The sequence below is a fragment of the Nocardia sp. NPDC004711 genome, from assembly GCF_053601595.1.
The window spans coordinates 135,906-161,947 of the sequence record NZ_JBSGCB010000012.1; the positions used below are offsets into that span (position 1 = coordinate 135,906).

Below are 26,042 nucleotides of genomic sequence, written 5' to 3' on the forward strand. Positions count from 1 at the left end.
CGAATTCCTCGACGGCCGGTGGCAGGTGGTGTGGTCACAAGCCACACAGATCCGCTGAATTCCACACGGGCTCAGGCCAGGATGATCGAGGCGGCGTGTTCGCCGATCATCATGGTGGACGCGTTGGTGTTGCCGCCGACGATGCTCGGCATGATCGAGGCGTCGGCGACGCGCAGTCCGTCTACTCCGCGCACCCGGAGCGTCGGGTCTACGACTGCGCGGTCGTCTACACCCATGCGGCAGGTGCCGACGGGGTGGTAGACGGTGGTTGCGCGGTTGGGGACTTCGGCGGCCAGCTCGGGGCGGGCGGGGTATTGCGGGCCCGGAGAGATCTCGGTGTCCACCGCGCCGATGATCGACTTCGCGGCCATGACCTCTCGGGTCAGCTCCATGCCGTACACGAGTGTGTCCACGTCGCGCTGCTCGGCGAGATAGTTGGGGTCGATGGCGGGCGCCGCGGCGGGGTCGGCCGAGGTCAGGCGCAGCGTGCCCCGGCTCTGCGGGTAGATCATCGTCACCAGGACGGTCAGTGACCGGCGCGGATCGGGGGTGTGGCGGATCGGGGCATCCTGATTGGGGCCGGGATAGCTCCACGGCAGCACGTGCAGTTGCAGATCGGGCGCCCCGGCCGCATGCGGGGTACGCAGGAAGGCGACGACTTCGAACACGCTGCGCGACAGCCAGGTGCTGTTGTTGCGCAACGACTCCCGCAGAAACGCCCAGGCGAAATAACCCGCGGACGAACGGCGCACGGCGGTCGGCATGGCGAAGGTCATCGGCACGAACAGGTGGTCGTGCAGGTTGTCGCCCACCGGGAGGTCGGCGACGACGTCGATGCCGAAGGCGCGGAGATGGTCGGCCGGTCCGATGCCCGAGAGCATGAGCAGCTGCGGGGAGCCGAATGCGCCTGCGCTGACGATGATCTCGCGCTCGGCACGCAGTACTACATTGCCCTGCTCGGTCCGGTATTCCACACCGGTCGCCCGGCCGTTCTCGATCACAATGCGCGTCACGTGCGTATTCGGCAGCACGGTGAGGTTTTTCGGGCGATCGTCGAGATAACCGACCGAGGTGCTGTAGCGCAACCCGTTGCTGTTGCTCTGCTGGAAGATCGAGACGCCTTCCTGCTCGGCGCCGTTGTAGTCGGGGTTGCGCGGCAGATCGGTGGTTTCGGCCAGCGCCTCCATGAACGACTCCGACGCGGGCGTCAGATCGCGCGCCCGGATCACCTTGATCGGACCTGCGCCACCGCGGAACTCGCTGGCGCCGTCCTCGAACGACTCGAATTTCTTGAAGCTCGGCAGCACGTCCTCATACGACCAGCCGCTGTTGCTCTCGCCGGCCCAGTCGTCGAAGTTCCGCCGGTTGCCGCGCACGAACACCATGCCGTTGACCGAGCTCGAACCGCCGACCACCCTGCCGTGCGTCTGCGGGATGGTTCGGCCCAGGGCATGCTTCTGCTCGACGGTGTAGTGGCCCCAGTCGATCCGCTTCTTCAGCTGCGGCACGCTGTGCATCGGGCCGATCATGCCGGGCTTGCGCACCAGCCGGCTGTTGTCACGACCGCCCGCCTCGAGCAGCGTGACAGCGGCGCCGGTATCGGCCAGCCTGCGGGCAATAATGGCCCCGGCGCTCCCGGAACCGATGATGATGTAGTCCGTCGCCGCCATGACCAGCCCTTCTGTCCGCACAGGTCTCGCCGCGAGTCACCGACGAAACTGGAACATGTTGCGAAAGTACTCGAAAGCGGCCGCCCAGGAACTCGTTTCGGAGCACGGATAGGCGGAGTTGGCCCGGTTGGTGTCCGGGCATCACCGCGAGTGCACGGCGCTGAGCACGAATTCGTTCACGCACCGGACGAACGCCTGGCAGGCGGCCGAGACCGGGGCTCGGGGCGTCACCAGGTTGACCTGCCGCCGCAGTGCGGCGTCGGATACTTGCCGCAGCACCAGGCTCGCGTCCCGGTCGGCATGCGACCGGGCGACGGACTCCGGCAGCAACGCCACGCCCAGACCCTGACGGACGAACTGGGCCACCTGCTCGACTCGGGTCACCTCGAACGCGACATGCCTTGTCACACTGGTGAATCCGCAGTCGGTCTCGTGGCGCAGGCCGTAGCCGGGCGGGAAGTCGATGAACGGGCAGGCCGCCAGGTCGTGCACGGAAACCGACGCGCCCGCCGACGCCGGATGATCGACCGGCAGCACCGCGACCAACGGCTCGCTCAGCAGCGGGGTGAATTCCACGTGCGCCATGGCCGATTCGACGGCCAGTCCCACGATCGCGACATCGAGTTTCCGGTCGCGCACCGCACCGACCAGCAGGTCGCTGCCGCCGCTGCGCAGTGTCACGCTCACTTCCGGATAGCGGGCATGGAAGGCCGCCATGAGCGCGGCGACGTCCAGCAGCTCCGGCGGCACCTCCATCAGCCCCACGGTCAACCGGCCGCGCACGGCGCCGTGCAGCGCTTGCGCGTCGATGAGGAGCCGGTCCACTCCGGCGAGCACCTGCCGGATCTGCGGGAGCAGCGCCTCCCCCTCCGGGGTCGGGACGACCGACCGGGTGGTGCGCGCGAACAGCCGCACCCCGAGTTCGTCCTCGAGTTTGCGCACCTGCTGGCTCAGCGCCGACTGCACGACGAACAGATCGGCGGCCGCCTTGGTGAAACTGCCGAGCTCGGCCACGGCGACCACATAGCGCAACTGCTGAAGGTTCATCCGATCAATCACTCTCGATGATGAATACGATCATATTTATACCTTGGACTGGATAGTTCGGGCGGCCCAGAATCATCGGCATGCCCACGCACCCCGATCTCCGACTCTCCCCGACGGCCCCGGTGCCGCTGCGCCCGCACGGCGGCCCGCGAGTCAACGATTGCTCGGATCCCGCTGTGCGCGAGCGCATTACCGGCGAGATCACGGCCCTGCCGTTCCTGGGAACGCTGACCTGCTCGGCCCACACCCTGACCGCGGGCGCGACGGAGGAACTGGTGCTGACCTACACCGTCGGCAGCTCCGGGATCGCCGACAGCGGATGGCTCAAGCTCTGCTTCCGGTACTACTCGGACTGGGACCTCCAGGTCGGTGACCCCGCCGGACGCGACTATGCCAGCGCGCGGCTGATACACCGCTCACTGATCGGCGGCGCGTCACCGGACAGCGCTGCCACCGCACAACGCCTGGACGTGCGCTACGACGTGAAGGGCGGCGAGCGCCCCTTCCAGAAATCCGTCCTCGTCCATGTGGTGGACGGGTACCTGCGGCCCGGTGACGTGATCGAAATCCGGCTCGGAGACCGGCGTTTCGGTGGTCCCGGTACCCGGGTGCAGACCTTCGTGGAGGATGCCTTCGCCTTCCATCTGTTCGTGGATCCGCTCGGCACCTCCCGCATGGCACACGCCGGCGCCTGCCGTCTCGCTGTCGTGCCCGGCCCGCCCGAACGCCTGGTCGTGCACGGCCCCCGGCTGGTGCGCGCCGATGCCGGGGCGGTCGACCTGCACGCGCATCTGCAGGACCGCTGGGGCAACGCCTGCCGTGACCTGCCCGTCCGGCTGCGCGCCACCCGCGCGGACCGCACCGTCGCGACCGCGACCACGCCTGCGACGGGCTGGGCGCGCGCCACCCTCACCGTGCCGCCGGTCGGCGACATCAACGAGATCCTGGTGACGGCCGAATTCGACGGCGGCGCAGTCGCATCCGCGCGCTGCCACCTCGATGCCATCGCCGACCTGCCGGCACCGCGCGCGTTCTTCGCCGACCTGCACGTGCACTCCGACGACACCGTCGGAACCCAGGACACCGCATGGAATCTCGCCTACGGACGCGAGATCGGCGCGCTGGATGTGCTCGGCTACACCGCCAACGACTTCCAGATCACCGACGAAACCTGGGACGAGGTGGTCGCCGCCTGCCGCCGGGCCGGGGAGGACGGCCGGTTCGTCTGCTATCCGGGTGTGGAATGGTGCGGCACCGCGGGCGTCGGCGGCGACCACAATGTCGTATTCCTCGGCGAGGAAACCACTCTCGCCCGCTCGCTCAGCTGGCACGCGAACATGTCGAGCACCACGCCCGTGCCCGAAACCTGGCCCATCACCGAGCTGTACGCGGCCTACGACAAGGACCCCGACTCCTACCTGCTCATCCCGCACGTCGGCGGTCGGCGCGCCGTCCTCGACTGGCATCACCCGGAATTGGAGCGGCTGATCGAGGTCCACTCCACCTGGGGCTCGAGCCCCTGGTTCCTCGAGGACGCCCTCGCCCGCGGGCTGCGCCTGGGCGTCAGCGCCGCCAGCGACGAGCACCGCGGACGGCCCGGCAGCGGTGCGCCCGGCGCCAATATCTTCGGGGCGGCCGGCGGCCTGACCGGCGTGCTCGCACCCGAACTGACCGCCGCCGAGGTCGGACGGACCCTGCGCGCCCGGCGCACCTGGGCCACCACCGGCGCCCGCGCCGTCGCCCTGCTGCGCTCCGGCGATCGGTGGATGGGTGACGATATCGTCTCCGCCGCAACAGAACTCGATGCCGAGTACGCCGTGTACGGCACCACCGGGTGGGAGGAGATACGGCTCTTCGACACCACCGGCGAGGTCTGGCGGCGCGACCTGCACGCCGAAACCGGCTTGTCGGACACGCTCGTTCGCGTGCGCTGGGGCGGGGCCCGCCATCGCGATCGGTATCGCTGGGCGAGCTGGACCGGACGAATGCGGATCACCGGCACCGACGTCGTGACCGCCGAGACCTGGGCGGCCCTGCATCCCGAGCAGCAGATCGTTGCAACCGGTGACGAGATCACTTGGCACACAAAAACTTACGGCGCGGATATCGGCGTGGTCCTGACCCTCGGAGCGCTTGCCACCGCCCGCTTCGAGCTGGAGACGACCGTGCGCGAGGACGATCGGCGCGGCACGCTCGAGGTGACCGGTGCCGAGCTGATCCGGTCGGGCCACCGGGAACTCGCCATGGGCGGGCTCGATCTCCGGCTCCGGATCGAACGCATCGCCGACCCGGCCGGGCTCCCGGTCAGCGTGCGCGGCGCCGTTACTCTCGCGGTGCCGCCGCGCGACAGTGCCGTCTACCTTCGTGCCCGCCAATTCGACGGCCACCAGGCGTGGACCAGTCCGCTGTTCCTCACGCGCACCGAAAACCTCTGAACCCCATGGCGATTCCCGCCCGCATCAGGCTGATCCGCCGCCTGCACATCGACCTGATGCGCATCACCACCGCATCGTGTGAGCCCTCCGGCACTCCTGCCCGATTCTCCGCACCGCGCGCCGAGACCGGCCGCGCGTCATCCTCAGAAGGCACACACACATGCATTCCCCCACCCTGGGCGCCGTCGGGCTCGTCATCGGGTTCTTCGTCGGCCTCACCGGCATGGGCGGCGGCGCCCTGCTGACCTCGGTGCTCGTCCTCGGCTTCGGCATCCCACCCCTGGCCGCCATCTCCAACGACCTGTTCGCCTCGCTCATCATGAAACCGTTCGCGGTCCCGGTTCACCTGCGCCGCAGAACAGTTCACTGGCGGCTGGCCGGGCTGCTCGCCCTCGGATCGGTCCCGTCGGCCTTCCTCGGCGCGGTCCTGGTCGGTGTGCTCGGCCACGCCGCGGCCGTCCAGAACAATCTGAAATTCGCCATCGGGGTCGGACTGACCCTGTCCGTCGTCTTCACCCTCGTACGCCAGGCGATCGAACGCGGACGGCAGAGCCCGCTCGCCACCGATGACCCGCCGCTGACGATCCGTCCCGTCCCGACCGTCCTGATCGGAGTCCTCGGCGGCCTGCTCGTCGGACTCACCTCCGTCGGCGCGGGCGCGGTCATGATGGCCGCACTGGTGATCGTCTACCCCACCCTGCGCCCCAACCAGCTGGTGGGCACCGACATCGTGCAGGCCATCCCCCTCGTCGCCGCCGCCACCCTCGGGCACCTGCTGTTCGGCGATGTCCGCCTCGCCCTCACCGGATCCCTTGTCCTGGGCGCGATCCCGGGCGTGATACTCGGCGCCCTCCTCTCCTCCCGCTCCCCCGCCGCGATCATCCGCCCCGCCTTCACCGCCGTCCTCACCGCCTCGGCCCTGGCCCTCCTCCACGCGACCATCACCGTCATCTCACTCGCCGCGGCCTTCGCACTCACCGCCAGCGCCCTCCTCACCACCGTCAAGCCTCGAACAGCGGTGACGGCACAGCGCGTTTGCTGAAAACCAGACCAGCCATCTTGCAACCTTCACGAGATCGTGAAATCCGAAATCGTTACCAGCAACGTGACAGCCATTCCGCCCCTTTTCCATGCCGAATCCGAACCGGTCATCTGTGCGAACCGGCAAGCTGCCGAGCACATCCGGCCACCTGAGAAATAGCTACCTATCAGCACATACACAAAAGGATGCGCACATTATGATGTGAAAATGACAGCGGCGGGGAAGCGCACGAAGAGAGGCACGAGAAAGGAACGAGGATCATGACCACACCCGAGCATGCGACGCACGCCGAGCACGACCACCATCACGGCGAAGGTTGCGGACATGTAGCTGTTCCACACAACGACCACACCGACTACGTACACGACGGTCACCTGCACCGCGCACACGGCGATCACTACGACGAGTGCGAACCGACCGCGCACACCGCGCACGAAAGCCACGATCACGTCCACGGCGAGGACTGCGGCCACACCGCCGTGCCCCATGGCGACCACGTCGACTACATCCACGATGGGCACCGGCACGCACCCCACAACGGGCACTACGACGAACACTGACGATCGCGCTCGGCAGATGCGGCGCGGCGTCAACGCGCCGCGTCACGAACACCAGCTCTGCGGGTAAAGCAGTGGCAACCACGGCGTGCACGGCCATACCCTGCGTTCGTTATGAATCAGTACGAGATCCGCGCAGACTTCGACCGCGACACGATCGTCGTCTACCAGGCCTTCAACGAGGCCATCGCCTCCGCCGCTGTCGCAGCGCAACGCTTGGTCGAGCCCTTCTCACTCAATCGCATGACGTGGATCAAGCCGTCTTTCCGCTGGCTCATGCAGCGCAGCAACTGGGCCCGCAAGCCCGGTCAGGAACGCATTCTCGCCGTCCGGATCACCCGGGCGGGATGGGAAGAGGCCCTCACTCACGCAGTCCTCACCAGTCCCGAGCGGCGTGTCTACGCTGATGCCACAGCGTGGCGGGCGATGTTCAAGCACGCGCTCGTCCATGTCCAATGGGATCCGGAATACTCGATCCAGGGGGCGAAGCTCGACCACCGCAGCATTCAGGTCGGCTTGTCTCGAAACATCGTCGAACGCTACGTCAGCGACTGGACCGTAGAGATACGCGATTGCACTCCCCTCGCGCACCGGATCTCCGCACATCTGCGCGAGGGGCGGGCCGACCGCGCCAAGCGCCTCCTCCCTCCGGAGAAGCTCTATCCACTCGGCGAAGAACTAGCGAGAAGCCTTGGGGCCCTGTGACTTACATTCGAGCACTGGTGGACGAACCCGGCGGCGCCGCGACCGAGTCAACTGTCCGAGGATTTCCCCTTCCTCGATCGCGTAACCGGAGTCGTAGACCAGACCGATCACGGTGTCGGCCACACCGTCGACGGTGATCATCGCGCCGGCGTAGGAGTAACCGGCCAGCACCGGGGTTGGGTCTGCGATTGTTTTCATCGGCGGCACCGGCAGATTGGAGTTCACCGATGATCACAACGACGGACACGAAGAACGGTGTGCTGCGCGGGGCGGTCGAAGAGGGTGTCGTCGTGTTCCGGGGTGTGCCGTATGCGGAAGCCGATCGGTTCTGTGCGCCTGGACCGGTTCAGCCGTGGCGCGGGGGACGGGACGCCACCCGGGACGGGCCGATCTGTCCGCAGTTGCCGTCGCGGCTGGAGGCGGTGATGGGCGTGCAGGAGGATCATGAACAATCCGAGAACTGCCTGAACCTGACGATCACCACTCCGGCGGTGGACCACTCGCTGCGACCGGTTCTGGTGTGGTTCCACGGCGGCGGGTTCGTCACCGGGGCAGGCAATTTGCGCTGGTACGGCGGGTATCGGCTCGCCAGCGAGGGCGATGTCGTGGTCGTGGGGGTCACCTATCGCATCGGAACGCTCGGGTACCTGCGTACGGCCGGGGTATCGGACGGGAATTTCGCTCCCGCCGACCAGCTCGCCGCATTGCAATGGGTTCACGAGAACATCGCGGCCTTCGGAGGCGATCCGGGTGCGGTGACGATCGCGGGTCAGTCCGCCGGGGCCCACAGTGTGCGTTGCCTGCTCGGAATGCCCCAGACCCGTGGGCTTTTCCACCGAGCCATCATTCAGAGCGACCCGACCGGCACGGTCGGGATCGGCAACGCCCGCATGGCGAGCCGCGGCGGCCGGCGTTTCGTGAACCATCTCGGTAGCGACCCGCGTCAGGCATCGATCGCCTCGATTCTCGGCGCACAGGGCACGCTCATTGCCGAGTCCGGGGGCAGGCTGAAACTGATCCCCGCCTCGGGTCACATGACCGTTCCCGGCGTCGGCGTCATGCCCACCCAGGCGCAGTGGAACGCCGAGATCGACTCCCGTGCACAGGATCTGGACGTGATCATCGGCACCACAGCACAGGAGATGACCGCCTTCCATCGGCAGGTCCCATGGATGCTGCGACTACGTGCGATTCCCGCCATCGGCCCGGCGCTGGCCGATGCGATCGAACAGACGATCAGCGCCCTGATGTTCGAAATCCCGAGCCGCCGCTTGGCGCGCCGACTGAGCAAAGCCGGTGCCCGCGTATGGATGTACCGATTCGACTACCGCGCACCGGATTCCGGCTTCGGTGCCACACATTGCATCGAACTGCCGTTCATCCTCGGCAGCGACGCCGCCTGGGCCGACGCGCCGATGCTCGCCGGAGCGGATCGACGCGAGCTCGACACCATCGGACGGCAGACGCGTGCCGCATGGCTGAGCTTCGTGCGCACCGGCGCCCCCGGCGCCGACCCCGAATGGTCGCCGTTCACCGCGCCCAAGCCCTGCGTCCGGCACCTGGGCGCAGCCGGCTGAGTCCGGTCAGCGGACGGTCGGCGTTCGGTCGCTGGATCGTGAACGGTCGCGAAATCGTCATGCAGATGTGTCGGTGCTTCGTATGTTCGTTCACCTGATGGTGACCGCGGCGCGACACGCTGGTGGCGGGTGCGCGGGCCCGCTGGCGGTGCCGTGCGCGGCCCGGGGCCGAATTCGGAATCCCGTGCGGCGCCCGCTCGCGGAGCGATCGCTGGACACCACGACAGCAGGATGTGCAAAACCCTTGGTAATCGACACGGTACGACACCGGCCGGCGGTGCAGAAGATCCCGCCACCGGTGAGGGCCGAATCCGCGCCGACGCGTGGTAGTGAGTACGCGGCCCTGTTGCGGCAGGTACGGCAGGCGGGTCTGCTCGACCGGCGAATGCGGTATTACGGGTGGAAAACCGCGTTCACCGCAACGGCTTTCGCGGCCGGATGGGCGGCAATGTGGGTGATCGGCGATTCGTGGTGGCAGCTGGGCACCGCGGTCTTCCTGGCCGCTGTATTCGCGCAGCTCGCGTTCCTCGGACATGATGCCGGGCACAAACAGATCTTCCGAACCCGCCGGGCCAACCATCTGTACGGGCTCATCGTCGGCAATCTCGCCACCGGGGTGAGCATCGGCTGGTGGACCAGCAATCACAACCGCCATCATGCGCACCCCAACACCGAGGGCGCGGACCCCGACGTCGCGGGAATCCTGGCCCATTCCGGCGAACGAGCGGTCACCGGAAAAGGCTGGCGGCGCTTCGTCTTCCGCTACCAGGCCTGGCTCTTCTTCCCGATGCTGTTCCTCGAGGCGGGCAGCCTGCACAACTCGAGCGTGCGCGCCGTGTTGAAATGGCCCATCCCACACCGTATCCGGGAGGGCGCGTTGCTCTCCGCACACGCGATCGCCTACCCGACCGCGGTCTTCCTGACGCTGTCACCGGTCAAGGCGCTGGTCTTCATCGCTGTCCAGCAGGGCCTGTTCGGCTTCTACATGGGCTGCACCTTCGCGCCCAATCACAAAGGCATGACCGTTCTCCCCGCGGGCGACAACACCGACTTCCTCCGCCGGCAAGTCCTGACCTCCCGGAACGTGCGCGGCGGGCCCCTGATCGATCTCGCGCTGGGCGGACTCAACTACCAGATCGAACACCACCTCTTCCCCTCCATGCCCCGACCCGCCCTCCGCAGCGCCCAACCCCTGGTCCGAGCCTGCTGCGCCGAACTCGCCATCCCCTACGCCGAGACCTCCCTCGTCGCCTCTTACAGCCAAGCCCTCCGCCACCTGAACACCGTCGCCCGCCACACCCGCTCCGGATAGCGCGGACCGATCCATCCAGCCGGCTTTCGGACGAGGCCCTGGCACGGCGGCAGGTTCGTGACTGCCGGCGGACACCGCGGGGTGACCGTGGCAGACAGCGCGCCTACCTCAGTGGTCGTGGTCGTCCTCGCCGTGCGGGTGGCCGTGGGCGAGCTCGTCCTCGCTGGCGTCGCGGATGTCGACGACCTTGACGGTGAAGTGCAAGCGCTGACCGGCCAGCGGATGGTTGGCGTCGATGGTCACCTCGTCGCCCTCGACCTGGCGGACGACGACGATCTGCGAATCGCCGTCCGGCGCCTCGGCGTGGAACTCCATTCCGGGCTCGAGCTCGTCCACGCCCTCGAACATGTCGCGGGGCACGGCGCTGACCAGTTCGGCCAGGTACTCACCGTAGGCGTCCTCGGGCTCCACCACGACGACCAGCTCGTCGCCGGTGCTCTTGCCCTCGAGGGCCTGCTCCAGGCCCGGCACGATGTTGTCCGCGCCGTGCAGGTACACCAGCGGCGCCTCGCCGACGGAAGTGTCCAGCACCTCGCCGTCATCGGCCTTCAGCGTGTATTCGATGGAGACAACCTTGTCAGCAGCGATCGGCATGGCGGTAACCCTTTCACAGAGGAATCCGGACCGCGCAAATGTATCCCGTCAACTTTCCGGCGCCTGCTCGGCGTGTCCGCCGGGCGCTCGCGGCCGCCCCTGCTAAGAACCCCATCGTGCCCGATGCATTTTGGCATTTCGTTGCCGCACTGTCCGTTTCCGCCACCGCAGTGGTCGCGCCCGCGACCGCACTCGCCGCACCACCGTCGACACCGGAATGCGCGACCACCCTGTCCGCCGCCGAGAACGACGAGATCGCCCGGCTCGCCGACACCGGCACGCTCACCGGCGACGACGAACTCGCACGGCTCGAGGACGCCGTGTCCCGCGACCACCTGATCACCCAGATCCTCGAGCAGCACGCGGACCGCCGGGGCAGCTTCGCCACCGGTCTGGACGTCGTCGAGCAGCAGGCCGTGCTGCCCCTGCAGCGCGATCCGCAGGCGTTCGCCGACTCGGAGTACGCGCACCGGATCAGCTTCGATCTGCTGCGCCGGTTCCTCGACAATGTGCATGCCGAGTTCGGCGGCGGCACGCCGGAACCGCACTGGGCCAACTACTTCGCGCTCGCCGCGGACTGCGCGGCCTCGGCCGGCCGGGTCGCGCTCGCCGGCTACAACGCGCATCTGATCGTCGATCTGCCGCGGGCGGTCGCCGAGGCCGGATCGACACCGGCCGACGCCGGTGACTACTTCAAGATCGTGGCCAGCATCGCCCAGACCGGCGATGTCATCACCGAGCGGACCGACCGGATCTACCACGCGAACATGGGCCCGCTGTGGCGGTTCTACTTCTTCGGCGAAGGACTCGATCAGGTGCTCGGCCAGGGCGTCGCCACCAAGCCGCTGCTGGTCGCCGCCGACCTCGCGGCCAATGTGACGATCTTCGCCAACGGGCTCGCCCTCGCGAATCCGGCACTGACGACGGCGACGGCCGCGGAGATCGAGCTGGAGCGACAGACCACGGAACGCGCGTTCGACATCCTGGCCCGGCTCAACGGAATCTGAGATCGGGTCGGGAGGCGAAAGCCACTGGCCGGCAGCGGCTTTCGACTGGCTCGCGCTATCGGCTCACTGGGCCGAGAGGCTGCTGAGGAGTCCCGCGAGGGGGTTGGACGCGGAGGAGCCGGAGCCGCCACCCGACGGGGTGCAATCGACGACGTTCACGGTGGTGGTCTTGGTGCTGACCACCTCCTGCGTCGCCTTGAGCGTGTGGGAACCGGTGGTGGTGGGCGTCCAGCTGAAGGTGGCCTGGCTGTTGGAGACCTTGGAGTTGCCGACCTGGGTGTCGTTGTCGGTCAGCGACACGTCGAACAGGAACGAGGTCGCGGTGACGGCGACGGTGACGGTGGTGGCCTGGTTGACGCAGACCTGGCTGCCGCTGACCGTGATTCCGGTGACCAGCGCGCTCGCATCGGGGGCGGTCAGGGCGGCGACGGCGGCCGCGGCGCCGAACGCCGTCGCGCCGATTCCGGCTCGGCGGGAATTCTTCATGGTTGTGCTCCTCACGTATCGCTCACGACAGCGTGAGCAATGAGAAACGATAGCGCTTCACTGTTGCGATCGAAGCGGATTGCCCGAGACCCACTTCGCCGTCGCCACTGCCGATTCGGCGGCGCTGGCAGAATCCGGGGCATGGCCCAATCTTCGGTTTCGACCACGTCGCCGGCGGTCGGCCGGGCGCTCGACATCCTCGTCCGATTGGCCCAGGGTCCGGGCCCGGTCCGGGCCGCGGCGCTCGCCCGCGATCTGGGGCTGCCGCGCTCGTCGGTCTACCACATCCTGTCGGTGCTGGTGGACCGCGGATTCGTGGTGTACGTGCCGGGCGAACAGGCCTACGGGCTGGGCGTGACATCCTTCGAGATCGGTTCGGCCTACCTGCGCCACGAACCGCTGGAACGGCTGGCTCAGCCGATTCTGCACCAGCTGGCCAGACAGCTCGGGCAGGCCGTGCATCTGGGCATCCTGCACGGCAACGAGACCGTCTACCTGCTCAAGGAACGCCCCGGCTCCGGTCCGGCCGCCGAGGTCTCGCTGATCACCGATATCGGGGTTCGGCTGCCGTCGCATCTGACCGCGAACGGGCGGGCGATTCTCGCCTCGCTGCCCGATGCCCAGGTAAAAGCCTTGTACGCCAAGCGTTCCGACTTCATCACCCGCACCGGGCGCGGACCCCGGACCTTGACCGAGCTGCGCCGGGACCTGGAACAGATCCGCGCCCGCGGCTGGGCCGAGGAGGTGGAACTGGTGACGGCGGGCCTGCGGTCGGTCGGCACGGCGGCGTTCGACCACAACAGCCGTCCGGTCGCGGCCCTCAGCACCACGTGGCGCACGCTGTCCTATCCCGAGCCGGAGGTGGTGGGCCAGGCCCTGCGGTGGGGTGCGGAGCGCCTGACCTCGCGAATCGCGGGGCAGGCACCGGTAGCGCGGTGACTCGGCACCCCTGCTTGTGAGGCCCCTCACAACAGTTGTATGTTGCTGTATATACAACCGCCGCAACGGGGAGATTTCCGACAATGACGCAGGACTGGGACGACGACCTCTACGCACGCATGGCAGACCACACCCTGGCGAAGGCGTACTCCCGGTCCCTGCCCGAGTGGTACAAACACGATTTCGACCCCGCCCGGGCCGCCGCCGACATCGCCCGGATCGAAACGCTGCACCCCGACTCGTGCGACGTGGCCCTGCACCCACCCACCGGACGGGCGCGCGGGCGGTTGCGGCTCACGCTCTACATCGCCGGCGCGGCCGTCTCGCTCAGCCGCATCCTGCCGGTCATCCAGTCCCTCGGCGTGGAAGTCCTGGACGAACGCACCTACCCGGTCGACGATTCGGCCGGAAACCAATGCTGGATATACGACTTCGGCCTGGCCTTCGACAACGAACCGGCACCCGACGACGGCACGCACGCCCGCTTCACCGAAGCCTTCGCCGCCGCCTGGCGGGGCGACGCCGAGAGCGACACCTTCAACCGCCTGGTGCTGGGCGCGGGATTGGCCTGGCGTCCGGTGTCGGTACTGCGGGCGTACGCGAAGTACCTGCGACAGGGCGGATTCCCGTACAGCCCGGAACGGATCGCGGAAGTCCTGGCCGCACATCCCGAATCCGCGCGGCTGCTGACGCACCTGTTCCACGCGCGGTTCGCGCCGGACGGGCACTCCGCATCCGCCGAGGCCGATGTGACCGACCGGCTCGACGACGCCATCGGCCGGGTCGTCGGGCTCGAAGCGGACCGCATTCTGCGCGCCCTCACCACACTGGTGCGAAACACGCTGCGCACCAACTACTTCGTGCGCGACAGCAATGCGACAGCACTGTCGATCAAGCTGGACCCGCAGCGAATCGACGAACTCCCCCATCCCAGGCCACGATTCGAGATCTTCGTCTACTCGCCCCGGGTCGAGGGCGTGCATCTGCGGTTCGGCGCGGTGGCGCGCGGCGGCCTGCGCTGGTCGGACCGCAAGGAGGACCTGCGCACCGAGGTCCTCGGACTGGTCAAGGCACAGGCGGTGAAGAACGCCGTCATCGTGCCGGTCGGCGCCAAGGGCGGATTCGTCGTCAGACAACCCCCGCGGCCCACCGGCGACGACGCGGCCGACCGCGCCGCCCACCTGGCCGAGGGCATCGCCTGCTACCGGCAGTTCATCGCGGGCCTGCTCGACGTCACCGACAATATCGACGCGGCCACGGGCGCCGTGCTCCCGGCCCGTGACGTCGTCCGCCACGACGGCGACGACACCTACCTGGTGGTGGCCGCGGACAAGGGCACCGCGACCTTCTCCGATATCGCCAACGATGTCGCGGCCGGCTACGGCTTCTGGCTCGGCGACGCGTTCGCCTCGGGCGGATCGGTCGGCTACGACCACAAGGCGATGGGCATCACCGCCCGCGGCGCGTGGGAGAGCGTCGAACGCCACTTCCACGAAATGGGCCGCGACACCGGCACCGCCGACTTCACGGTGGCCGGGATCGGCGATATGAGCGGCGACGTCTTCGGCAACGGCATGCTGCTCAGCGAGCACATCAGGCTGGTCGCCGCGTTCGACCACCGGCACATCTTCCTCGACCCGCAGCCGCGGGCAGCGGTCTCCTACGCCGAACGCCGGCGACTGTTCGAACTGCCCCGCTCGTCCTGGGCGGACTACGATCCCACCCTCATCAGCGCCGGCGGCGGGGTGTGGCCGCGATCGGCAAAATCGGTGCCCCTCAGTCCCGAAGTCCGTGCCGCCCTGGGGCTTCCGGAGTCGGTCACGGCGGCGCCTCCGAACGAGGTCATCCGCGCGATCCTGCGCGCACCCGTCGACCTGCTGTGGAACGGCGGGGTGGGTACCTACGTCAAGGCCGCAACCGAATCACACGCCGACGTCGGCGACAAGGCCAATGACGGCGTGCGGGTGAACGCCGCCGACGTGCGGGCCACCGTGGTCGGCGAGGGCGGCAACCTCGGATTCACCGCGCGCGGCCGGATCGAATACGCCTGCGGCGGAGGCAGAATCAACACCGACGCGCTGGACAACTCGGCCGGGGTCGACTGCTCCGACCACGAAGTGAACATCAAGATTCTGCTGGACGGCATGATGTCGGCGGGCCGGGTGGACCCGGCCGAGCGCGACGGGCTGCTGGCCGACATGACCGCCGAGGTCGGCCGGATCGTCCTGCGGGACAACCGTTCCCAGAACCGGGTCCTGGGCGTGAGCCGGGCCGACGCGGCCGCCCGCCTCGGTGTGCACGCCCGCATGATCGCGCAGCTGGAGACCCGGCGCGGACTGGTCCGGGCCCTGGAGGCACTGCCCGACGAGAACGAGCTCACCCGGCGCGCCGACAGCGGCCGCGGTCTGACCTCCCCGGAACTGGCGACCCTGCTGGCGCACGCCAAACTCGCGATCAAGGACGAACTGCTCGCCGGGGACCTGCCCGACGACCCCGCGATGCACGATCATCTGCTCGCCTACTTCCCCGCCTCACTGCGAGAACGTTTCGGCGACAGCGTGTCCGAGCACCCGCTGCACCGCGAGATCGTGGCGACGCAGCTCGCCAACGACGTGATCGACCACGGCGGAATCAGTGTCGTCTTCCGGCTGGCCGAAGACTCCGCGGCGGGCGGGCCGGACGTGGTGCGCGCCTATCTCGTCGCCACCCGTGTCTTCGGACTGCACCGCCTCTGGGACGACATCGCCGCCAGCGGACTGCCGGCGGCGGTGACCAACGGGCTCGTCCGCACCACGCAGCGGGTGCTCGACCGGGCGGTGCGCTGGCTGCTGGCCAACCGCCCGCAGCCACTCGACATCGCCAGCGAGACAGCCAGATTCGCCCCGCGCCTGGCGGCACACGCCCATCTGGTCCCGGAATGGCTGCGCGACCGTGAACTGGCGGACCTGCACGGCCGCATCGCCGACTCGATCGACGCCGGGGTGCCGCACGAGCTGGCCACCCGGGTGCACCTGCTGCTCGACCAGTTCGGTTTGCTCGACATCATCGAGGTCGCCGACGCGGGCGGTCACGAGGTGGCCGACGTGGCCGGGCTGTACTACGCGCTGAGCCAGCATCTGGGCACAGTGCGCCTGCTGCAATCGGTTTCGCGACTGTCCACCGAGGACCGCTGGGGTTCGATGGCCCGCCTGGCCCTGCGCGACGACCTGTACGGATCCCTGCGCCTGCTGTGCCTGGCGCTGCTGGCGGACCGGCCCGATCCGGCCGAGCCGCCCGCCGACACCATCGCCCGGTGGGCGAGCCGCAACGCCACCCGCATCCACCGGACCAGCTCCACCCTCACCGAAATCCTCGAGAGCCCGGCCGCCGATGTGGCCGCCATGTCCGTGGCGGTGCGTCAGATCCGCGGCCTGGTCCGCACCGGGTAACCCGTCAGGAAGTCTGCGCGTCGAAGGTTCCCGCGAGCCGGTAGCGGGAACCGGGATGCAGCAACCGCGCCGAACTGACCAGCCGATCCTCCGACCACGTACGACGGCGGATCAGCAGACACGGCTCCGACTCGGCGAGCCCGAGCAGGGCGCACTCGTCGGGGGTCGGCAGCACCGCCTCCACCACATGCTCGCCACGACCGAGCGGAGCCACCGACACCAGGTAGGTGTTGGGTGTCGTGGTCGTGAAATCCTGTTCCAGATAGCGCGGCGCGAACTCGGGATTCACGAAGCGATCCTCCAGCTGGATCGGCAGTCCATCCTCGAAATGCACCAGCTTCGAATGGAATACGGGGCTGCCCTCGGCGACGCCGAGATCCTGCGCGATCACCGAATCCGCCGGTCGCTGCTCCAGCGCCACCACCTCGGCCCGATGCCGGTGGCCCCGGTCCCCGATCTCGTCGGCGATATTGCGCACCTCGACCAGCGCCGAACTGACCTTCCGCTCGGCCACGAAGGTGCCGACACCGGTCAGCCGGACCACCAGACCGTCGGCGCTCAGCTCCCGCAGCGCGCGATTGATCGTCATGCGCGACAGTCCCAGCGCACCGACCAGCTGATTCTCCGACGGCAGCAGCTCGCCCTCCCGCCAGCGCCCCGAGACGATCTGCTCGGTGATCAGATCCTTGACGCGCTGATACGCCGGGGCTGCTCCACGGCCGCGAGCCCGATACAGCGACGCGATATCCACCTCGTCCATCGCCACATTCGTCACCTGTTCCACATCCTGCCCATCGGTGGACACCCGCCGGTTCGGGCCCAAGTGTATCGGCGCGCCGGGGCCGCCCCGCAGCGGTCAGGTGTCTCGGATCCGAGAATCTCTCGCGCCGACGCTGTTCCAGGCGTCGAATCCGGGGTGTTATGGGCGTCACGATCAGCCCATACACAGGAGTCCCGATGACCACCAACCCCACGTCCGGCCCCCGCCCGGTCCGTGCGCCGCGCGGCACCGAACTGAACTGCCTCGGCTGGCAGCAGGAGGGCGCCCTGCGCATGCTGATGAACAACCTCGACCCCGAGGTCGCCGAGCGACCCGACGATCTGGTCGTCTACGGCGGCACCGGCCGCGCCGCCCGCAGCTGGGATGCCTACGACGCCATCGTGCGCACGCTGACCACCCTGAAAGACGATGAGACGCTGCTGGTTCAGTCCGGCAAGCCGGTCGGCGTGATGCGCACCAGCGAATGGGCGCCGCGCGTCCTGCTGGCCAACTCCAACCTCGTCGGCGACTGGGCCAACTGGGAGCAGTTCCGCAAGCTGGAGGCCGAGGGCCTCATGATGTACGGCCAGATGACCGCGGGCTCGTGGATCTACATCGGCAGCCAGGGCATCCTCCAGGGCACCTACGAGACCTTCGGCGCGGTGGCGCGCAAGCGTTTCGGCGGCACCCTCGCGGGCACCATCACCCTGACCGCCGGCGTCGGCGGCATGGGCGGCGCGCAGCCGCTCGCGGTGACCATGAACGACGGCGTGGCGCTGTGCGTCGACGTCGACGTCACCCGCATCGATCGCCGCATCGCGCACGGCTACCTCGACACCAAGGCCGAAAGCCTCGAAGCCGCACTGGAACTGGCCGTCCAGCAGCGCGACGCGCGGCAACCGCTGTCCATCGGCGTGGTCGGCAATGCCGCGGAGATCTTCCCGCGCCTGCTCGCCATGGGCGCGCCGATCGACATCGTGACCGACCAGACCTCGGCCCACGACCCGCTGTCCTACCTGCCGATCGGCGTCGACGTGGCCGACTGGCACCGCCGCGCCGCCGAGGACCCCGCCTGGTTCACCACCGAGGCCCGCAAGTCCATGGCCGCCCACGTCGAGGCCATGGTCGGCTTCCAGGACGCCGGCGCCGAGGTGTTCGACTACGGCAACTCGATCCGCGACGAGGCCCGCAAGGGCGGCTACGAGCGGGCCTTCGAATTCCCGGGATTCGTGCCCGCCTACATCCGGCCGCTGTTCGAAGAGGGCCTGGGCCCGTTCCGCTGGGCGGCCCTGTCCGGCGACCCGAAGGACATCGCCGCCACCGACCAGGCCATCCTCGAGCTGTTCCCGGAGAACGAGCACCTGAAGCGGTGGATCACCATGGCCGGGGAGAAGGTCCACTTCGAGGGCCTGCCCGCCCGCATCTGCTGGCTCGGCTACGGCGAACGCCACCGGGCGGGACTCAAGTTCAACGAGATGGTCGCCTCCGGAGAACTGTCCGCGCCGGTCGCCATCGGCCGTGACCACCTGGACTCCGGTTCCGTCGCCTCCCCCTATCGCGAGACCGAGGCCATGGCCGACGGCTCCGACGCCATCGCCGACTGGCCGCTGCTCAATGCCCTGGTCAACACCGCTTCCGGGGCATCATGGGTGTCGATCCACCACGGCGGCGGAGTGGGCATGGGCCGTTCCATCCACGCCGGGCAGGTGTGCATCGCCGACGGCACCGAACTGGCCGCCCGCAAGCTCGAACGGGTGCTGTCCAACGATCCCGCCATGGGCGTGATCCGCCACGTCGACGCCGGCTACCAGCACGCGGCCGATGTCGCCGCCACGCGCGGCGTCCGAATCCCGATGCAGGAGAACTGAACTCACATGCACAACGAATCCGGGCAGTGGACGGTCATCGACAATATCGGCGCCCTGGTGACCAATGATCCCGAGATCGGCGCGGGCCCGCTCGGCGTGATCCGGGATGCCGCGGTGGTGCTCGGCGACGGCCTGATCCAGTGGGCCGGCCCGCGGACGCGCCTGCCCGAGGGCAGCGCCGGCACCCGGGTCGATCTGGAAGGTCGTGCCGCCCTGCCCGGATTCGTCGACAGCCATGCGCATCTGGTGTTCGGCGGTGAGCGGTCGGAGGAATTCGCGGCCCGCATGACGGGCGCGCCCTACAGCGCGGGCGGCATCCGGACGACCATCGCCGCGACCCGGGCGGCCACCGACACGGCGCTGAGCGCCAATGTCGCCCGCCTGGTCGCCGAGGCCCTGCGGAACGGAACCACCACGATCGAAACGAAGTCGGGCTACGGGCAGACCGTTGCCGACGAGTTGCGGAGCCTCGAGATCGCCGCCCGGCACACGGCGGAGACGACCCTGCTGGCGGCGCATGTCACGCCGCCGGAATTCGCCGGTCGCACCGACGATTACGTACGGCTGGTCATCGACGAGATGATTCCCGCGTGCGCCTCGCACGCCGGCTGGATCGATGTCTTCTGCGAGGAGGGCGCCTTCGACGCCGACCAGTCGCGTGCCGTGCTCGAGGCCGGTATCGCGGCCGGGCTCACGCCGCGGGTGCACGGCAACCAGCTCAGCTACGGCGCCGGCGTGCAGCTGGCGGCCGAGCTGGGCGCGGCCTCGGTCGATCACGTCACCTACACCACCGACGAGGACATCGAGGCGCTGGCGGCGAGCAGCACGGTCGCCACCCTGCTGCCGGGAGCCGACTTCTCCACGCGCAACAAATATCCCGACGCGCGGGCGCTGATCGACGCGGGCGTGACCGTCGCCCTGGCCGCTGACTGCAATCCGGGCACCTGCTACACCACGAGCATTCCGTTCTGCATCGCACTGGCCGTGCGCGAAATGCACATGAGCCCGGACGAAGCCGTGTGGGCCGCGACCGCGGGTGGCGCGGCGGCGTTGCGGCGCAACGACATCGGGCACATCCGGGTCGGCGCACGGGCCGATCTGATCGCACTGGACGCACCCTCGCACCTGTACCTGGCATACCGGCCGGGAGTGGCGCTGGTGCGCGAGATCTGGAAGGACGGGCACCGGCTGTGACCGCTGTCGATCATCCGCCCGCCCCCTGGTCCGGCCGCGACGACGGCCCGGGCCCGGCACATCTGCGCTGGCACAGCGCGATATCCCCGTTCACCCCCGAAACCCCGCCCGGGGCAAGCGTTCTGGCCGGATTCCGCAGCGATGAGGGGGTCCGCCGCAACAAGGGGCGGACCGGAGCTGCCGCCGGCCCGGCCGCCCTGCGGCAGGCACTGTCGTCCATGGCGCTACCCCGCCCGGCACGCGTCATGGACGCCGGTGACGTAGCGGTCGAGGACGGGGATCTCGAATCCGGTCAGCGACGGCTGGGCGCGGTGGTCACCGAATTGCTCGACGGCGGGCATTTCGTGACGGTGCTCGGCGGTGGGCACGAGGTGGCCTACGCCAGCTATCTCGGCATCGCCGCCGGGGCCGCGGTCGCGGCCGGTGCACGACTGGGCGTGCTCAACCTCGATGCCCATTTCGATCTGCGTGCCGACCCGACGCCCAGTTCCGGAACCCCGTTCCGGCAGATGGCCGAGGATGAGGCGGCAGCCGGGCGGGTGCTCAACTATGCGGTGCTCGGCATCTCGCAGCCGAGCAACACCGTGGCACTGTTCGACACGGCCGCGACGCTGGGAGTGCGCTATCGGCTCGACGAGGACTGCACCGTCGCGGATTCGCCCGGGGTGCGGGGCTTCGTCGAGGAGTTCCTGGGCACCGTCGATGTCGTGTATCTGACCATTGACCTGGATGTGCTCCCTGCACCGGTCGCGCCGGGCGTCAGCGCTCCGGCCGCGTACGGCGTGCCGCTCGATGTGATCGAGCGGGTGTGTGACCTGGTTGCGGGCAGCGGCAAGCTGGCGCTGCTGGATGTGGCGGAGCTGAATCCGGAGCTCGATATCGACCACCGGACCGCGCGCACCGCCGCTCGGCTGATCCACCGGATCGTGACTCGGCGCGACGGCCAACTAGATTAGTTGCCGTTGTGTAACTACCCACTCTTGACACAGTTGTATAGACAGCCCTATACATATGTGAACGCACTCACAATCCCTGTCGGGCTGCGTTATGAACAACACCAGGGAGTCCGATCCGTGAAAGACATCTCCTCGACCCTGACCCGGGGTCTGACCGCCCGCCACATCCGATTCATCGCACTCGGTTCGGCCATCGGCACCGGCCTCTTCTACGGGTCGGCCGAGGCGATCAAACAGGCCGGCCCTTCGGTGCTGCTGGCCTACCTGATCGGCGGCGCCATCATCTTCATCGTGCTGCGGGCGCTGGGCGAAATGGCGGTCCGCAACCCGGTGTCCGGGTCGTTCGGTGAGTACGCCAGCCAGCACATCGGTCCCCTGGCCGGGTTCATGACCGGCTGGACCTACATCTTCGAGATGGTCATCGTGCTGCTGGCCGACACCACCGCCTTCGGTGTCTACATGGGGTTCTGGTTCCCGGATGTCCCCCGGTGGATCTGGGTGCTGGCGATCGTCTTCTTCATCGGCGCGATCAACCTGCTCAACGTCAAGGTGTTCGGCGAGCTCGAGTTCTGGTTCAGCCTGATCAAGGTGGTCGCGATCATCGCCATGATCGCGGGCGGAACCGCCGTGCTGATCTGGGGATTCGGCATCCATGACACCAGCACCGGCCTGTCCAACCTGCACGCCGAAGGCGGATTCTTCGCCAACGGCGTGGGCGGCTTCCTCGCGTGCTTCGCGATCGTCATGTTCGCGTTCGGCGGTTCGGAGATCATCGGCGTCACCGCGGGCGAGGCGGAGAATCCCGAGCGGACGATTCCGCGGGCGATCAACACCGTCCCCGCACGGATCATGCTGTTCTACGTCCTGACCCTGACCGTGATCATGGCGGTCACGCCGTGGAACCAGATCGGCGACGAGGGCAGCCCGTTCGTGCAGATCTTCAAGAGCCTGGGCCTGGGGTCCGCGGCGACCGTGCTGAACGTCGTGGTGATCACGGCCGCGCTGTCGGCCATCAACAGCAATATCTTCGGCGCGGGCCGGATGATGTACGGCATGGCCCTGCGCGGGCAGGCCCCGGCCGTGATGCGGCGGGTCTCCCGCAACGGCGTGCCGTGGATGACGGTCGTGATCATGGTGTCGGCCCTGCTGGTCGGCGTGATGCTCAACTACCTGATCCCGGACCGGGTCTTCGTGGTCATCGCCTCCATCGCCACCTTCGCCACGGTCTTCGTCTGGCTGATGATCCTGGTGTCCCACTTCCGCTCGCGCCGGCAGATGAGCGCGGAAGAGGCTGCCGCGCTGAAGTTCCCGGTGCCGCTGTGGCCGTACCTGCCGATCTTCGCCATCGCGGGCCTGGCCTTCGTGATCGTGCTGCTCGCCTTCGACGCCGACACCCGGGTGGCGCTCGTCGTCGGAGCCGTGTGGCTGGTCCTGCTCGCCGCGGCCTACCGGCTGTGGGTCCGGCCCGCAACGCAACCCGCACCGGTGACCCTCACGGACCCGGCGCCCGAAATCGCTCTTCCCTGACCGCACAGCTCTTCCTGAGCGCAGAACTCTTCCCTGACCGCAGATTGGATTGGACAACAACACGATGAACGCGAACACCCTCAGACTTTCCGAGCAGCACGCCGCGGCGGCATCCGACACCGAAGTCGTCGTCGGCGTCGGCGCCCTCACCTCCGAGGACGTGGTCCGGGTCGCCCGTGGCAATGCCACCGTGCGGCTGTCGGAGGACGCGCTCACCGTGATCGCGGCGAGCCGCACACGGATCGAGGCGCTGGCGGCCGAACCGAAGCCGGTCTATGGCGTATCGACCGGTTTCGGCGCCCTGGCCACCCGGCACATTCCGCTGGAACTGCGAACTCAGTTGCAACGCAGCCTGGTTCGCTCGCACGCGGCCGGTTCGGGGCCCGAGGTCGAGCGTGAGGTGATCCGTGCCCTCATGCTGCTGCGGCTGTCCACGCTGGCGACCGGCCGGACCGGCGTGCGCGTGGAAGTCGCCCGGGCGTACGCCGCGCTGCTGTCGGCGGGGATCACGCCGGTCGTGCACGAGTACGGCAGCCTCGGTTGTTCCGGCGACCTGGCTCCCCTGTCGCACGTCGCCCTCGCGGTGATGGGTGAGGGCATGGTCCGCGATGCGGACGGCACGCTCATGCCGGCCGCGCAGGCGCTGGCCGCGGCCGGCCTCGAGCCGGTGGTGTTCGCGGAGAAGGAGGGCCTGGCGCTGATCAACGGCACCGACGGCATGCTCGGCATGCTCGTGCTGGCCTGCCACGACCTGCGCCGGCTCTTCCGCCTGGCCGACGTGACCGCGTCGATGAGCGTCGAGGGCCTGCTCGGCACCGACAAGGTGTTCGCCGCCGACCTGCAGGCCCTGCGCCCGCAGCCGGGTCAGGCGCTCGCCGCCTCGAATATGGTTCGGCTGCTGCAGGGTTCGGGCATCGTGGCCAGCCACGCGACCCCCGACTGCACGGTGGTGCAGGACGCCTACTCGCTGCGCTGTGCCCCGCAGGTCGCGGGCGGCGCGCGCGACACCCTCGCGCACGCCGAACGGATCGCGTCCTACGAATTGTCCAGTGCCGTGGACAATCCGGTGGTCACCCTCGACGGCCGGGTGGAGTCCAACGGCAACTTCCACGGCGCGCCCGTGGCCTACGTGCTGGACTTCCTGGCCATCGTCGTCGCCGATGTGGCCAGCATCAGCGAGCGCCGCACCGACCGCTTCCTGGACCGGGCCCGCAACCACGGCCTGCCGCCGTTCCTGGCCGACGATCCCGGCGTCGACAGCGGCCACATGATCGCCCAGTACACCCAGGCCGCGATCGTCTCCGAGCTCAAGCGCCTGGCCGCGCCCGCGAGCGTGGACTCGATCCCCTCCTCGGCGATGCAGGAGGACCACGTGTCGATGGGCTGGTCCGCGGCTCGCAAGCTGCGTCGCGCCATCGACGGCCTGACCCGGGTGCTGGCCATCGAGGCCCTCACCGCGGCCCGTGCCCTGGATCTGCGGGCTCCGCTGGAACCGTCCCCCGCGACCGCCGCGGTCCGCGACCGGATTCGTGCGGTGGTCGAGGGACCGGGCGCCGACCGCTACCTGGCACCGGAGATCGAAGCGGTCGTGCAGCTGGCGGCCTCGGGCGAGTTGCTGGCCGGCGCCGAATCCGTGGTGGGCCCGCTGTCCTGAGCGCGGGGTTACCCGCCGAGCAGGCCCTTGGCGATGTGGGTGACCTGAATTTCGTTGCTGCCCGCGTAGATCATGAGCGACTTGGCGTCGCGGGCGAGCTGCTCCACCTTGTACTCGGCCATGTAGCCGTTGCCGCCGAAGAGCTGCACGGCCTCCATGGCGACCTCGGTGGCCGCGCGCGAGGAGTACAGCTTCATGGCCGAGGCCTCGGCGAGGGAGACCTTCTCGCCCGCAGCGGTGCGCTCGATGGCGTTGAACACCATGTTCTGCACATTGATTCGCGCGATCTCCATCTCGGCCAGCTTGAGCTGGATGAGCTGGAACTGGGCGATCTCCTTGCCCCACAGCTTGCGCGACTTGGCGTAATCGACGCTGAGCCGGTGGCATTCGTTGATGATGCCCAACGCCAGCGAGGCGATGCCGATGCGCTCGGCGGCGAAAGACTCCTTGGCACTATCCTTTCCGTCGCCCTTGGCCGGATTCTCGGTTTCGCCGAGCAGCCGGTCGGGGGTGATGCGGACATTGTCGAAGAACAGTTCGCCGGTGGGCGAGGAGTTCATGCCCATCTTCTTGAAGGCGGCGCTCTGGGTGAAGCCCGGCATGCCCTTGTCGAGCACGAAGGTGAGCACCTTGCGGTCGCGACGGTCGGTGCCGTCCTCCTCGTCGAGCTTGGCGTAGACGACGGTGACGTCCGCGTACGGGCCGTTGGTGATGAAGGTCTTCCGGCCGTTGAGGATGTAGTCCTCGCCGTCGCGGCGGACGTAGGACTTCATGCCGCCGAAAGCGTCCGAGCCCGAATCGGGTTCGGTGATGGCCCAGGCGCCGACCTTCTCGAAGGTGACCAGCTCGGGCAGCCAGCGCTTCTTCTGTGCCAGGGTGCCGCGGCTGCGAATGGTGCCGACGGTGAGGCCGAGGCTCACGCCCATCGAGGCCACCAGGCCCAGGCTGATGCCGGCCAGCTCACTGTTCAGGATCACGCCCATGCTGCCGGATCCGCTGAACCCACCGCCGGACTTGCCCGGCTTGTTCTCGGCGCCACCCTCTTCCCGCGCGAAGGCCTTCTCCAGCCCTTCGCGAGCCAACTCGTCCAGTCCGAAGGTCGCGTACAGCTTGCGAATGGTGTCGAAGGGCGGCAGCGCACCACTTTCCAGCTGCTCGACGTTGGGCTTGATCTCCTTGTCGATGAATCCGCGCAGGGCATCGCGGAACATCAGGTCTTCGTCGGACCACTGGTACATGAAGTGAACTCCCGAGGGCTCGCCGGAACGGTTACCCTCGAATATA

The 26,042-nt window shown here is 68.5% G+C and carries 20 protein-coding genes and 1 pseudogene; 14 read left to right on the forward strand and 7 right to left on the reverse strand.

Features of this window, described 5'->3' with window-relative positions; all coding sequences use genetic code 11:
* Positions 1-71: 71 nt before the first annotated feature.
* Together ACWEKS_RS14325 and ACWEKS_RS14330 are read right to left on the reverse strand one after the other, a co-directional pair.
* Complete coding sequence (locus ACWEKS_RS14325; RefSeq protein ID WP_452340474.1) at positions 72-1,670, reverse strand: GMC family oxidoreductase; 1,599 nt, start codon at positions 1,668-1,670, stop codon at positions 72-74.
* 141 nt (positions 1,671-1,811) lie between these two features.
* Positions 1,812-2,717 carry a LysR family transcriptional regulator gene (locus tag ACWEKS_RS14330; protein WP_452340475.1) on the reverse strand — a complete coding sequence of 302 codons (906 nt, stop codon included), beginning with the start codon at positions 2,715-2,717 and terminating at the stop codon, positions 1,812-1,814.
* An 80-nt stretch (positions 2,718-2,797) separates the two neighbouring features.
* On the opposite strand from ACWEKS_RS14330, the gene ACWEKS_RS14335 reads away from it, so the two are divergent.
* The 4 genes from ACWEKS_RS14335 (at position 2,798) to ACWEKS_RS14350 (ending at position 7,456) form a co-directional block, all read left to right on the forward strand.
* Positions 2,798-5,152, forward strand: a complete 2,355-nt coding sequence (locus tag ACWEKS_RS14335) for a hypothetical protein (protein WP_452340476.1) — start codon at positions 2,798-2,800, stop codon at positions 5,150-5,152.
* Positions 5,153-5,312: 160 nt separating this feature from the next.
* Positions 5,313-6,194, forward strand: coding sequence for a sulfite exporter TauE/SafE family protein (locus ACWEKS_RS14340; protein WP_452340477.1), 882 nt, complete (start codon positions 5,313-5,315; stop codon positions 6,192-6,194).
* Positions 6,195-6,454: 260 nt separating this feature from the next.
* Positions 6,455-6,754: a hypothetical protein gene (locus tag ACWEKS_RS14345; RefSeq protein ID WP_452340478.1), complete on the forward strand. Its 300-nt coding sequence runs from the start codon at positions 6,455-6,457 to the stop codon at positions 6,752-6,754.
* A gap of 111 nt (positions 6,755-6,865) precedes the next feature.
* Positions 6,866-7,456: a DUF4291 domain-containing protein gene (locus tag ACWEKS_RS14350; RefSeq protein WP_452340479.1), complete on the forward strand. Its 591-nt coding sequence runs from the start codon at positions 6,866-6,868 to the stop codon at positions 7,454-7,456.
* On the opposite strand, the gene ACWEKS_RS14355 is transcribed toward ACWEKS_RS14350, so the two are convergent.
* Entirely contained in the window at positions 7,430-7,654 is a 225-nt protein-coding gene (locus ACWEKS_RS14355) for a hypothetical protein (RefSeq protein WP_452340480.1), read from the reverse strand. The two genes, ACWEKS_RS14350 and ACWEKS_RS14355, sit on opposite strands and share 27 nt — an antisense overlap.
* 29 nt (positions 7,655-7,683) lie before the next feature.
* Between ACWEKS_RS14355 and ACWEKS_RS14360 the strand changes: the two genes are divergently transcribed.
* Both ACWEKS_RS14360 and ACWEKS_RS14365 read left to right on the forward strand, forming a co-directional pair.
* Positions 7,684-9,033 (forward strand): carboxylesterase/lipase family protein, encoded by a 1,350-nt coding sequence (locus tag ACWEKS_RS14360; RefSeq protein ID WP_452340481.1) that lies wholly within the window; start codon positions 7,684-7,686, stop codon positions 9,031-9,033.
* A 298-nt stretch (positions 9,034-9,331) separates the two neighbouring features.
* Positions 9,332-10,345: a fatty acid desaturase family protein gene (locus ACWEKS_RS14365; protein WP_452340482.1), complete on the forward strand. Its 1,014-nt coding sequence runs from the start codon at positions 9,332-9,334 to the stop codon at positions 10,343-10,345.
* Positions 10,346-10,453: 108 nt separating this feature from the next.
* Here ACWEKS_RS14365 and ACWEKS_RS14370 read toward each other — a convergent pair whose 3' ends face one another.
* A complete protein-coding gene (locus tag ACWEKS_RS14370; RefSeq protein ID WP_452340483.1) occupies positions 10,454-10,939 on the reverse strand; it encodes an FKBP-type peptidyl-prolyl cis-trans isomerase in 486 nt (161 codons plus the stop codon).
* A gap of 116 nt (positions 10,940-11,055) precedes the next feature.
* Here ACWEKS_RS14370 and ACWEKS_RS14375 point away from each other — a divergent pair, with 116 nt between their 5' ends.
* Complete coding sequence (locus ACWEKS_RS14375; RefSeq protein ID WP_452340484.1) at positions 11,056-11,946, forward strand: DUF5995 family protein; 891 nt, start codon at positions 11,056-11,058, stop codon at positions 11,944-11,946.
* 63 nt (positions 11,947-12,009) lie between these two features.
* Here ACWEKS_RS14375 and ACWEKS_RS14380 read toward each other — a convergent pair whose 3' ends face one another.
* Entirely contained in the window at positions 12,010-12,432 is a 423-nt protein-coding gene (locus tag ACWEKS_RS14380) for a hypothetical protein (RefSeq protein WP_452340485.1), read from the reverse strand.
* A 141-nt stretch (positions 12,433-12,573) separates the two neighbouring features.
* Between ACWEKS_RS14380 and ACWEKS_RS14385 the strand changes: the two genes are divergently transcribed.
* Positions 12,574-13,371, forward strand: coding sequence for an IclR family transcriptional regulator (locus tag ACWEKS_RS14385; RefSeq protein ID WP_452340486.1), 798 nt, complete (start codon positions 12,574-12,576; stop codon positions 13,369-13,371).
* Positions 13,372-13,454: 83 nt separating this feature from the next.
* A pseudogene (locus ACWEKS_RS14390) lies at positions 13,455-16,799 on the forward strand (NAD-glutamate dehydrogenase); the annotation flags it as partial.
* A gap of 4 nt (positions 16,800-16,803) precedes the next feature.
* Here ACWEKS_RS14390 and hutC read toward each other — a convergent pair.
* Positions 16,804-17,559 (reverse strand): histidine utilization repressor, encoded by a 756-nt coding sequence (hutC, locus tag ACWEKS_RS14395; protein ID WP_452340542.1) that lies wholly within the window; start codon positions 17,557-17,559, stop codon positions 16,804-16,806.
* Between the two features lie 197 nt (positions 17,560-17,756).
* Here hutC and hutU point away from each other — a divergent pair, with 197 nt between their 5' ends.
* The 5 genes from hutU (at position 17,757) to hutH (ending at position 24,758) form a co-directional block, all read left to right on the forward strand.
* Positions 17,757-19,427 (forward strand): urocanate hydratase, encoded by a 1,671-nt coding sequence (hutU, locus tag ACWEKS_RS14400; RefSeq protein WP_452340487.1) that lies wholly within the window; start codon positions 17,757-17,759, stop codon positions 19,425-19,427.
* 6 nt (positions 19,428-19,433) lie between these two features.
* Complete coding sequence (gene hutI, locus ACWEKS_RS14405) at positions 19,434-20,621, forward strand: imidazolonepropionase (RefSeq protein WP_452340488.1); 1,188 nt, start codon at positions 19,434-19,436, stop codon at positions 20,619-20,621.
* Complete coding sequence (gene hutG / locus ACWEKS_RS14410) at positions 20,618-21,577, forward strand: formimidoylglutamase (RefSeq protein ID WP_452340489.1); 960 nt, start codon at positions 20,618-20,620, stop codon at positions 21,575-21,577. Before hutI ends, hutG begins: the two co-directional genes overlap by 4 nt.
* A 117-nt stretch (positions 21,578-21,694) precedes the next feature.
* The gene (locus tag ACWEKS_RS14415) at positions 21,695-23,104 is read left to right on the forward strand and encodes an amino acid permease (RefSeq protein WP_452340490.1); all 1,410 of its coding nucleotides are present in this window, start codon (positions 21,695-21,697) and stop codon (positions 23,102-23,104) included.
* Between the two features lie 64 nt (positions 23,105-23,168).
* Positions 23,169-24,758: a histidine ammonia-lyase gene (gene hutH / locus ACWEKS_RS14420; protein ID WP_452340491.1), complete on the forward strand. Its 1,590-nt coding sequence runs from the start codon at positions 23,169-23,171 to the stop codon at positions 24,756-24,758.
* Positions 24,759-24,766: 8 nt separating this feature from the next.
* Here the strand turns inward: hutH and ACWEKS_RS14425 are convergent, their stop codons facing one another.
* Positions 24,767-25,996 (reverse strand): acyl-CoA dehydrogenase family protein, encoded by a 1,230-nt coding sequence (locus ACWEKS_RS14425; RefSeq protein WP_379383748.1) that lies wholly within the window; start codon positions 25,994-25,996, stop codon positions 24,767-24,769.
* Positions 25,997-26,042 lie beyond the last annotated feature (46 nt).

What these genes read in the sequence shown, in the direction of transcription:
- ACWEKS_RS14350 (WP_452340479.1), top strand. Translation starts at nt 6,866, where the DNA reads ATGAATCAGTACGAGATCCGCGCAGACTTCGACCGCGACACGATCGTC.
- ACWEKS_RS14340 (WP_452340477.1), top strand. Translation starts at nt 5,313, where the DNA reads ATGCATTCCCCCACCCTGGGCGCCGTCGGGCTCGTCATCGGGTTCTTC.
- ACWEKS_RS14325 (WP_452340474.1), bottom strand. Translation starts at nt 1,670, where the DNA reads ATGGCGGCGACGGACTACATCATCATCGGTTCCGGGAGCGCCGGGGCC.
- ACWEKS_RS14360 (WP_452340481.1), top strand. Translation starts at nt 7,684, where the DNA reads ATGATCACAACGACGGACACGAAGAACGGTGTGCTGCGCGGGGCGGTC.
- hutI (WP_452340488.1), top strand. Translation starts at nt 19,434, where the DNA reads ATGCACAACGAATCCGGGCAGTGGACGGTCATCGACAATATCGGCGCC.
- ACWEKS_RS14370 (WP_452340483.1), bottom strand. Translation starts at nt 10,939, where the DNA reads ATGCCGATCGCTGCTGACAAGGTTGTCTCCATCGAATACACGCTGAAG.
- ACWEKS_RS14385 (WP_452340486.1), top strand. Translation starts at nt 12,574, where the DNA reads ATGGCCCAATCTTCGGTTTCGACCACGTCGCCGGCGGTCGGCCGGGCG.
- ACWEKS_RS14335 (WP_452340476.1), top strand. Translation starts at nt 2,798, where the DNA reads ATGCCCACGCACCCCGATCTCCGACTCTCCCCGACGGCCCCGGTGCCG.
- hutC (WP_452340542.1), bottom strand. Translation starts at nt 17,559, where the DNA reads ATGGACGAGGTGGATATCGCGTCGCTGTATCGGGCTCGCGGCCGTGGA.
- ACWEKS_RS14425 (WP_379383748.1), bottom strand. Translation starts at nt 25,996, where the DNA reads ATGTACCAGTGGTCCGACGAAGACCTGATGTTCCGCGATGCCCTGCGC.
- hutU (WP_452340487.1), top strand. Translation starts at nt 17,757, where the DNA reads ATGACCACCAACCCCACGTCCGGCCCCCGCCCGGTCCGTGCGCCGCGC.
- ACWEKS_RS14380 (WP_452340485.1), bottom strand. Translation starts at nt 12,432, where the DNA reads ATGAAGAATTCCCGCCGAGCCGGAATCGGCGCGACGGCGTTCGGCGCC.
- ACWEKS_RS14355 (WP_452340480.1), bottom strand. Translation starts at nt 7,654, where the DNA reads ATGAAAACAATCGCAGACCCAACCCCGGTGCTGGCCGGTTACTCCTAC.
- hutH (WP_452340491.1), top strand. Translation starts at nt 23,169, where the DNA reads ATGAACGCGAACACCCTCAGACTTTCCGAGCAGCACGCCGCGGCGGCA.
- ACWEKS_RS14330 (WP_452340475.1), bottom strand. Translation starts at nt 2,717, where the DNA reads ATGAACCTTCAGCAGTTGCGCTATGTGGTCGCCGTGGCCGAGCTCGGC.
- ACWEKS_RS14345 (WP_452340478.1), top strand. Translation starts at nt 6,455, where the DNA reads ATGACCACACCCGAGCATGCGACGCACGCCGAGCACGACCACCATCAC.